A 7681-nucleotide genomic window follows, 5' to 3' on the forward strand; every position below is an offset into this window, starting at 1 on the left:
ATGTACGAAAACAGGCCGCCCTGGTCCTTAAACCTGCCGCGCATGATCGCCTCTGCCGATTCGAGATGGATAAAGTGAATCATCAAGCCCCCTCCGTGGCGAGGGGGTTCTTCAGCAGACTGCTAGGCTTTAAGGGATGTCGTGTCGGGCTGTGCGGTGGCTACCGATCCAACTCGCGCCGGAAGATTGCGACTTGGAAGTTGGCGAACTTGATAAGAGCGGGATTATGCCACTGGGTTTTCCATGCCGCCGAAAATTGGGGGTTTAGTACAATGCTTGGGCCGATGAGCCGGTTTTGATTTGTCCGACGCACTGGAGGATCTGGCGCGCGCCAACAAATCGGTAATCTGATCTTTGTTTTGAAGAAATGGAGCCACTTTGAGAACAGCGCTTTGCTTCGCGATGTTGCTCATTCCCACGATCGCGCTCGCTCAAGGCGCGACACCGGCAAAGGGACCGACCGTTGGCGCGAAGCCGCTCATTCAGGCGAAGCCGAGGGCGCCCGTTGGTTGCAAGCTCGTCGGAGCGGTCAAGGGAACGAAGCTCTGGGCGGGCGAATGCACGGCGGCGCCGGAGCTAAGAACAGGTACGCCAGCCGAAAAGTCGAGTCCGACCTCGGACCCGGACGCGGCGGGCGGGGCCATTCCGAAGGATCAGCAGTAACGCCGCAATTCTTGTGCAATGTGCAATCTCTATTCGATCACCACAAACCAGGAAGCCATTCGGGCGCTCTTCCGGGTGATCAACCGCTACGTCGGCAACCTGCCCCCGATGCCCGGCGTATTTCCTGATTATCCGGCCCCGGTGGTCCGCAACACGCAAACCGGGACCGAGATGACGCTGATGCGTTGGGGCATGCCGCCTCCGCCGCGCACCGGCGGGCCGCCTGTCAGCAACATCCGCAATACGTCGTTGCCGCATTGGCGCGGCTGGCTGAAACCTGAGAATCGTTCACGGCATCGCTGAAGTAACTGCCTAGCGCGCCCCGTTTGGCGATGGTCCGGGCTTGCATCAGTTCGTTCCAAATCCGGAACGCGGTGAAGCAAAGTCGCGGGCGTTGCAGATTTACAACCCGCACAGCCATTCGAGCTACTAAGCTCGTCGATTGAGACGACCAAAACATATTTCATTCTTAGTTCAATATGATCAGCGGGAGCGAAAGATGTTTGATGTCTATCGCAATGACAGGCGCGACTTGCTTGTCCTAAGTACAGGCTCTGCCGTACCCGTGCTGTACTCTGCTCACAATTGGCGCAAGAGCAGAAATGAACCGCCCCGGGTTTGCCGGAGGCCATTTGGTTTAAGTTATGCCGCCATGGCCGGTTGTTCCAGCATGGCGTAGTAGCGTTGCTCGGCTTCGGCCGGCGGGATGTTGCCGATGGGCTCCAGGAGCCGCCGGTTGTTGAACCAGTCCACCCATTCCAGCGTCGCGAACTCGACGGCCTCGAAGCTGCGCCATGGTCCGCGCCGATGGATCACCTCGGCCTTGTAGAGACCGTTGATGGTTTCGGCGAGAGCGTTGTCGTAGGAATCTCCAACGCTACCGACAGAAGGCTCGACGCCAGCTTCAGCCAGGCGTTCGGTGTATTTGATAGAGACGTATTGGCTGCCCCTGTCGCTATGATGCACGAGCCCGCCGTGATGGACCGGTCGGCGATCGTGCAGGGCCTGCTCCAGCGCATCGAGCACGAAGCCTGCGTGCGCCGTGCGGGAGGCTCGCCAGCCCACGATCCTGCGGGCATAGGCGTCGATCACAAAGGCGACGTAGACGAAGCCGGTCCAGGTCGCGACATAGGTGAAGTCGGAGAGCCAGAGGACGTTCGGCCTTGGTGCCTTGAACTGGCGGTTGACGTGATCCAGCGGGCATGGCGCGGCCTTGTCGCTGATCGTGGTCTTGGCGGATTTGCCGCGGATGACCCCTTGCAAACCCATGTCCCGCATCAGTCGCGACACCGTGCAACGGGCAACATCGAAGCCTTCGCGCTTGAGCTGCCGCCAGACCTTGCGCGCGCCGTAGACGGAGAAGTTCTGGTCGAAGACGCGACGAACCTCGACCTTCAGAGCGGCATCCTGCCTGCGCGCCGACCGCTTGGCCGGATCGCGCCGCTTGGCCACATGGGCGTGGTAGGTCGAGGGGGCGATCGGCAACACCTTGCAGATCGGCTCGACCCCATGCGCCCCACGATGATCATCAATGAAGGCGATCATGGCTTGGACCGCCGTCGAGCTCCGCCATCGCAAAATAAGCGCTCGCCTTGCGCAGGATCTCGTTGGCCTGCCGAAGCTCACGGTTCTCCCGTTCGAGCGCCTTCAGCTTCTCGGCCGTGTCGGTCGGAACGCCGGCCCGCTGCCCGCTATCGACCTCGGCCTTCTTGACCCAGTCATGCAGCGTCTGCGGCGTGCAGCCGATCTTGGCCGCGATTGACGTCACTGCCGCCCAGCGCGACGGGTGCTCGCTGGCGTGATCCAGAACCATCCGAACCGCTCGGGTCCGGACCTCGGGTGAAAACTTGTTCGTCGTCTTGCTCGTCATGGCTCCATCCTCTCAGGAGTTGGAGCCTCCGGCAAACCCGGGGCGGTTCAAAAAAGAGTTCGCAAGGTCAGCGACGAAATCAAGTCAGCCGTTCAGGCACAAGGCTATTACCTCCGCAGCCTACGGGCCACCAAGGAGCGGATGGTCGAGGTCGAGTGAAGGTCGCGGGCCGGTGTTCTCCACGTGCAACTTCACAGCGATCACCAGCAACCAAGCCGCTATTCCGGCGCTCTTCCGCGTCGTCAACCGCAGCTTGAATGCGAACGCCTTTGGCAGGTTAGCTCGTCCCCGCGCCATCCAACCGCGCCAGCCCAGCCTCGATCACGATGATATCTTCCTCGATCTGCCGGAGGGTTGTCCGGTAATCAAAACCGGTGCGCGCCCTTAGGTCCACGGCCAGCTTGCTGCGCTGCATGCGCAAATCGTCGAGAGCCCTTCGGTCATTCAAGCTAACATAACCGTCTACAATGAGTTCGATCGCGTTTGGCATCCCCGACCCCAGTCCTTATCGACCGCTCGGCAAAACTTACCCTGCGACACCGTTCAAAACGGCATCTCTTCGCAAATTGTTTCCAGCAGCCGTCAAATGGGGCCCTATGGTCAGACCGAGCCGACCTAACGTCAGGAGAGCAAGGGGGCTGCACAGTTCAATGGAAAGACCGGCTCCCAATATCGCAATGGCGCGTTGTTCATCCCTGTTGAGATCAGCCCATGAGATGCCTCCCCATGAGATGTCCTCCATCACGCGTCTCCGTCGCAAAGAACTATCTAAAATCCAAACGCATGCCTGATTTGCCGCAGCATAGCCATCGCCGCGTCGGTGTTCCGAGTAGCCCTGTTAGAGCAAAGCCAATCGGCTGAGCGGGCCTTTATGCGTCAACAAAATTGCCGGATGGTCCGCAAACCAATGCTTTGCCCAATTTCGATAGCATTCTCTATGCAACTTGCATACGGCAATACCGGCCGCTCGCAACCGGATAAATGTTTCTTAACCGCTTCGGCGTGAAACTCTGAACACGGACATTCTACAGAGGGTCGGCCTGGCCCATGGTTGTCATGGCAAGGCTGGTCCGAGTGGGGCCTGTCCCGTTGTCCTCGCGTGTAGCTGTATTTTTCATCATCGCTTTTTGATCACTTTCGACGAAGCAACGTCATAATGGCCGACCCGCAAAGGAGATTTGCGACGATGTCAGTGCTGCACTTTCAGCGGCCTTACCAAGGGAGATCTGAGACAAGTCCCTCGCGCCAGAAATTGCCTGACATTTTGCCGACCGTCGCCGCTCTGTTGTCGCAAGTTCAAGTTCTCGAAATTCAAACAACAGATGACATCCGTCAGGCCATCTTCATGCTTGAACTCGCGAATGGTTGCATCCGATTGATCATCGGACAGGCCAAATTGAATGAAACAACCAGAACGGCTTTACTAGCTCAGTCGGCGAGGATCGAGTTGCTCATTGCGGCCACGCGCAGAGAGGCGGCGCACCTATTTTAAGGGAAATGATTTGGATTGGGGATTGCAGATGATCGGAAACAATCGAAAGGCGAACCGTGTTCGGTTTGAGCACAAGCATAGCGTCAGCATCATGGGTGTCGACGGGACATGGCGGCGACGCTGCATTCTTCTCGACGCCTCTGCAAGCGGCGCCAAACTTGAGGTCGAGGGCTCTATCGACCCCCTGAAGGCGCAGGAATTCTTTCTGGTCCTATCCTCCACTGGTCTGGCATTTCGGCGGTGCGAGCTGATCTGGGTCGACGGGGCTCAGGTCGGCGTTCATTTTGTCACCGAAAAGGCAAAGAGCAAGGCGATTGCAGAGAAGCGTCTCGTTGGTTCGCAATGACACGAGTTCGGATTAACCCATGATCGCTCCGAGGACCGACAGGTTTGTTGTCGCCACACGTTTCAAGATGAGCGAGCTGGGGATCATTCAATTCCCAGATTTAGCCCACAAGACCGGTACGGTTGTCGAAGTCAGCATTCGCACCACCGGCCTGACGGTGCTGTTCGATGGTGCCACAAGACCGACCGTCCTAGACCAAATCTATATTGCTCTTCTGTCGGAGTAGCAGTTTTCGGACAGCGCCCCTTCCTTCTCTGACTGCCGTTCCGAGCCGACAATCCCGATGGCCGTCCGTACTCGCAGTTGGGCCAACGGCGACGTCAACCCGTAAATTTCCCAAGTGCCGGCAACCAGGCGCACTGATTTAGTGGCGGCAGGTTGAGCGCCGCACCATGAAGCTACAAAAGCCAAAACAATGGGCCGACCGCGAGGTCCAGCGATTGGTCAAGCTCGCCCGGCAGGGCGTTGGCACAACGAAGATCGCCGCCGAACTGGGCCGCCACGCCGGATCGGTGAGGCGAATGGCGCGAACGATGGGAATACTGGTTAAGAAGTAGCCGTCGATGTCCGGTTTACCGCCAAAATCGGCCGAAGAGCGGATGGCCTCCGAGGTCGCAGATGGGCCATGGCACAAAGTCGCTGCGCTCCAGCCCGCTGCGCGGGACCAAGAACCGAGAGGCCGGTAGCCGATCCGAGAGGACGGCGATAGCGGGGTGGCAGGGTCAACATGATCAACTCGCGTCAGGGCCCGCCTACCAACGCATGATCAAAACCAACAGATCATCTTCGGGCCAGCACCTAAGCCAGATCGACCCTACGCACGAAAGTAACAAAATCGTCTTGACGAGTAGCGCAAACCAGTTTGCCTTGAATGTGTCGTGGATATTTCTGCTCGCAAGAAATTGATTCACACTATGCCACTGAACAAGGATCGACCGATTAATCGCGCAATGGTTGTCGGATGTGCCATTTCCGCCACGCGCAACTATCTGAAATCACAGAGGCCAAGAAGATTAAATCCCCTATTTAGCAACACTCGTGCCAAGACGCTTAAGTTGTGCACGCATTCGAGGCCGCCATTCTTCGAGTTTCGTACGTCGAGCACCTCCTACAAACCCCCATAGCGCTCGCTGCTCCGCAGGTGCCCAAATCCCGCGACTTCGTGCCTTGCCGCTTTTTGGACGCCGGTCAGTGGAGCGTGCGGAGCGTCTCTCGTTGCCGGCGTCCAAAAACCTACACAAAAGCGGCCATTCAGCGCTATCAGAAGCTCCATGAAAACCGAGGTGTAGAGCGCTATCGCTGTAAGATTGTGGAGGAGTGCCGGTTAGGCTAGAATTGAGTACTGCTGGGGCAGCTATGTCAGAGGAGCTGACTATGGCCAAAAGCATTCTTGTTAGTTTTGCTATCCTCACTCTCGCCACTTCTGCCGCTTTGGCCGCGCAGCGGACGCATCATCGCCAACCGATGAACGCATTTGCCGGTATGGGTGCGTCTCCGGTCATCTCGCCGGGCGGTGTGAGTAGCAGCGACCGCGCCCTCTATATCCGAAATCTGCACGACTCCGGGTATAATAAGAAGAACGATTTCAACGCTGGTCATATGTGCGTGTCCTGTGATTTTCACGGCAATTGACTAAGCTGGTGCTGTGGCGACTGAGAACGGGATAACAACAGGAGCAGCCGGGCAAGACGAACCGGGGCGGGTGTGCAAATAGAAACCTCGCATTTTTGAATACGAGCTTCGCCAAAAAATCGCCCCCAAAGAATTCCCATTCTGGGTTTCCTGTCGGGGGCTTTTTTGTTTGCCCGCCCCGCAGCTCAGCCATGCGTTCTTATTCGCGCCTCATTGGAGGTGATGCCGATGTAGCCGTGACGGTACGGATCGGTGCAGCTTGCGTCATTGATGTAGTAGACGCAGCATTGGTCATCTGCATTAGCAGGCATTTGGGTCTCGTTTCCTTGCTTACGTGTGCGTCGTCATTGTCGTCTGCCCATAAGCCGCCCGCCCGCGTCATAGACGCTCGTGATGTTGCCGCTTTTGGATTCTCTTGCAACGACGTTGCCGCGTGGTAGAGCGTCATCGTGCCTTGGCTGTCGGTCGACGAACTGCCGATGCTCTTTCCGGATGAGTCGTGGAACCTCTTCGACTGTGTCGACGCTGCGCCAGTCAGCAGCGCCAGCGTCAGCAGCGCGAACAGGATCTTGGAACGCCGAGATACAGCCGCGTTTCTTGATACTACGTTGTGGCTGAGGACCGCTTTGGGTCAAAAGCAGCGGTCCAAGCTCGCGCGCTGCCGGGTCCGGTCTAACCCTGACACCGGACCTATCCACACCCACGACGGCCAGTGGTCCGGCGCCGATCCGATCCCCTATACATTGACAATTTGCCTACCGGCCTGCGTGGCGCTTTCATCAAGCCATGCCCCATCTCATCCGCCGCCGCGACCGCACCGCCCGACAGGAAAGCTGGCTGATCCATTACGGCGATGTCCAAGTCGGCAGCATCGGCCTGCGCTCTGGCAATCCGACCGAGAGCGATCCATGGCAATGGCGCTGCGGCTTCTATCCGGGATCGCGCCCGGGCGAATGCACCTCCTCCGGCACCGCCACGACCTTCGCGAGCGCGCGCGTTGCGTACCTGACGGCGTGGGCGCTGTTCTTGTCCAAGCGCACGGAGGCCGATTTCGCGGCGTGGCGCGCCGAGCGCGATTGGACGGCGCGGAAACATGCCGCATGGGGGCGCGGTGAAAAGATGCTGGTCCGATGAGGTGCACCGTTTTCTGGGACTGCGGCTGGGTCTGCGAAAACCATCCCTGACCGGCCATGGGAAGGCGAGCGCGCCTGTACGCGCGGCGGCGCTGGCGCTCCATGTCCTCAGTGCAATCCGAGCGATGGGGACAATCCACCTCGCGGCCGCCGAAGGGCTTCAGGACTGAATTCGACAAGGATGGCTGGCGGCATTGACCGAGCGCGGCCGGCGTGCGCGGCCTGATCGTGTACTGTCAGGACACCTGCGAGGCGGCCCGCCGCGAAGGAAATGTGGGTCGATCATCCCACGTCACGTATCCGCACTGCCTGCACTGGAACATTGTCACGGTCCGGCCCGTGCGCGGATTGAACATTTCAGATACGGCCACCGCGCGGTCGCTCCCGACGCAGTTGTCGCAGATCGGCAAGTTTGCCACCGTTCGGTCGGTCTCGTTCATGGCGCAGGCCGTAGTTTTCCGGGCGGGACCCGCCGTTTCCAGTTAAGCTTTATCGGATATACCCGCTCTCCGTGAGTCGGACTTTTGATCATCGAGCCGAAGCCG

General features: G+C 58.7%; 9 protein-coding genes, 1 pseudogene and 1 other annotated feature. Of the genes and pseudogenes, 7 read left to right on the top strand and 3 right to left on the bottom strand.

What is annotated here, in order from left to right:
* Positions 1-681: 681 nt before the first annotated feature.
* A pseudogene (locus QCM77_RS44815) lies at positions 682-951 on the top strand (SOS response-associated peptidase); the annotation flags it as partial.
* A gap of 354 nt (positions 952-1305) precedes the next feature.
* On the opposite strand, the gene QCM77_RS44820 reads toward QCM77_RS44815, so the two are convergent.
* Positions 1306-2533 (bottom strand): IS3 family transposase gene (locus QCM77_RS44820; protein ID WP_462804416.1). Its coding sequence is split into 2 segments (ribosomal slippage): positions 1306-2221 and positions 2220-2533, totalling 1230 coding nucleotides; the frame shifts between segments, so codons are not numbered across the junction.
* Positions 2134-2249: a sequence feature (AL1L pseudoknot), on the bottom strand. (Overlaps the previous gene by 116 nt.)
* Before the next feature lie 277 nt (positions 2534-2810).
* On the bottom strand, positions 2811-3023 hold the full coding sequence (locus tag QCM77_RS44825; RefSeq protein WP_280097007.1) for a hypothetical protein: 213 nt from the start codon (positions 3021-3023) through the stop codon (positions 2811-2813).
* A 696-nt stretch (positions 3024-3719) separates the two neighbouring features.
* Here QCM77_RS44825 and QCM77_RS44830 point away from each other — a divergent pair.
* The 5 genes from QCM77_RS44830 to QCM77_RS44850 all read left to right on the top strand — a co-directional run bounded on the left by QCM77_RS44830 (position 3720) and on the right by QCM77_RS44850 (position 6003).
* Positions 3720-4025 carry a hypothetical protein gene (locus tag QCM77_RS44830; protein WP_280097008.1) on the top strand — a complete coding sequence of 102 codons (306 nt, stop codon included), beginning with the start codon at positions 3720-3722 and terminating at the stop codon, positions 4023-4025.
* A gap of 28 nt (positions 4026-4053) precedes the next feature.
* Positions 4054-4371: a PilZ domain-containing protein gene (locus QCM77_RS44835; RefSeq protein ID WP_280097009.1), complete on the top strand. Its 318-nt coding sequence runs from the start codon at positions 4054-4056 to the stop codon at positions 4369-4371.
* A gap of 19 nt (positions 4372-4390) precedes the next feature.
* Positions 4391-4597: a hypothetical protein gene (locus QCM77_RS44840; protein ID WP_280097010.1), complete on the top strand. Its 207-nt coding sequence runs from the start codon at positions 4391-4393 to the stop codon at positions 4595-4597.
* 166 nt (positions 4598-4763) lie between these two features.
* Positions 4764-4928, top strand: coding sequence for a hypothetical protein (locus QCM77_RS44845; protein WP_280097011.1), 165 nt, complete (start codon positions 4764-4766; stop codon positions 4926-4928).
* 817 nt (positions 4929-5745) lie between these two features.
* Complete coding sequence (locus QCM77_RS44850) at positions 5746-6003, top strand: hypothetical protein (protein ID WP_247983688.1); 258 nt, start codon at positions 5746-5748, stop codon at positions 6001-6003.
* Positions 6004-6188: 185 nt separating this feature from the next.
* On the opposite strand, the gene QCM77_RS44855 is transcribed toward QCM77_RS44850, so the two are convergent.
* A complete protein-coding gene (locus QCM77_RS44855) occupies positions 6189-6314 on the bottom strand; it encodes a hypothetical protein (protein WP_256476395.1) in 126 nt (41 codons plus the stop codon).
* Positions 6315-6789: 475 nt separating this feature from the next.
* Here QCM77_RS44855 and QCM77_RS44860 point away from each other — a divergent pair, with 475 nt between their 5' ends.
* Positions 6790-7137: a hypothetical protein gene (locus QCM77_RS44860; protein ID WP_280097012.1), complete on the top strand. Its 348-nt coding sequence runs from the start codon at positions 6790-6792 to the stop codon at positions 7135-7137.
* Positions 7138-7681: the final 544 nt, after the last annotated feature.

Origin of the sequence: Bradyrhizobium nivariense (assembly GCF_029846695.2) — a bacterium.
Classification (GTDB): Bacteria; Pseudomonadota; Alphaproteobacteria; order Rhizobiales; family Xanthobacteraceae; genus Bradyrhizobium.

Excerpts from the sequence above, each read along its gene's own strand:
- QCM77_RS44825 (WP_280097007.1), bottom strand. The coding sequence starts at position 3,023 with ATGCCAAACGCGATCGAACTCATTGTAGACGGTTATGTTAGCTTGAAT.
- QCM77_RS44830 (WP_280097008.1), top strand. The coding sequence starts at position 3,720 with ATGTCAGTGCTGCACTTTCAGCGGCCTTACCAAGGGAGATCTGAGACA.
- QCM77_RS44835 (WP_280097009.1), top strand. The coding sequence starts at position 4,054 with ATGATCGGAAACAATCGAAAGGCGAACCGTGTTCGGTTTGAGCACAAG.
- QCM77_RS44840 (WP_280097010.1), top strand. The coding sequence starts at position 4,391 with ATGATCGCTCCGAGGACCGACAGGTTTGTTGTCGCCACACGTTTCAAG.
- QCM77_RS44845 (WP_280097011.1), top strand. The coding sequence starts at position 4,764 with ATGAAGCTACAAAAGCCAAAACAATGGGCCGACCGCGAGGTCCAGCGA.
- QCM77_RS44850 (WP_247983688.1), top strand. The coding sequence starts at position 5,746 with ATGGCCAAAAGCATTCTTGTTAGTTTTGCTATCCTCACTCTCGCCACT.
- QCM77_RS44855 (WP_256476395.1), bottom strand. The coding sequence starts at position 6,314 with ATGCCTGCTAATGCAGATGACCAATGCTGCGTCTACTACATCAATGAC.
- QCM77_RS44860 (WP_280097012.1), top strand. The coding sequence starts at position 6,790 with ATGCCCCATCTCATCCGCCGCCGCGACCGCACCGCCCGACAGGAAAGC.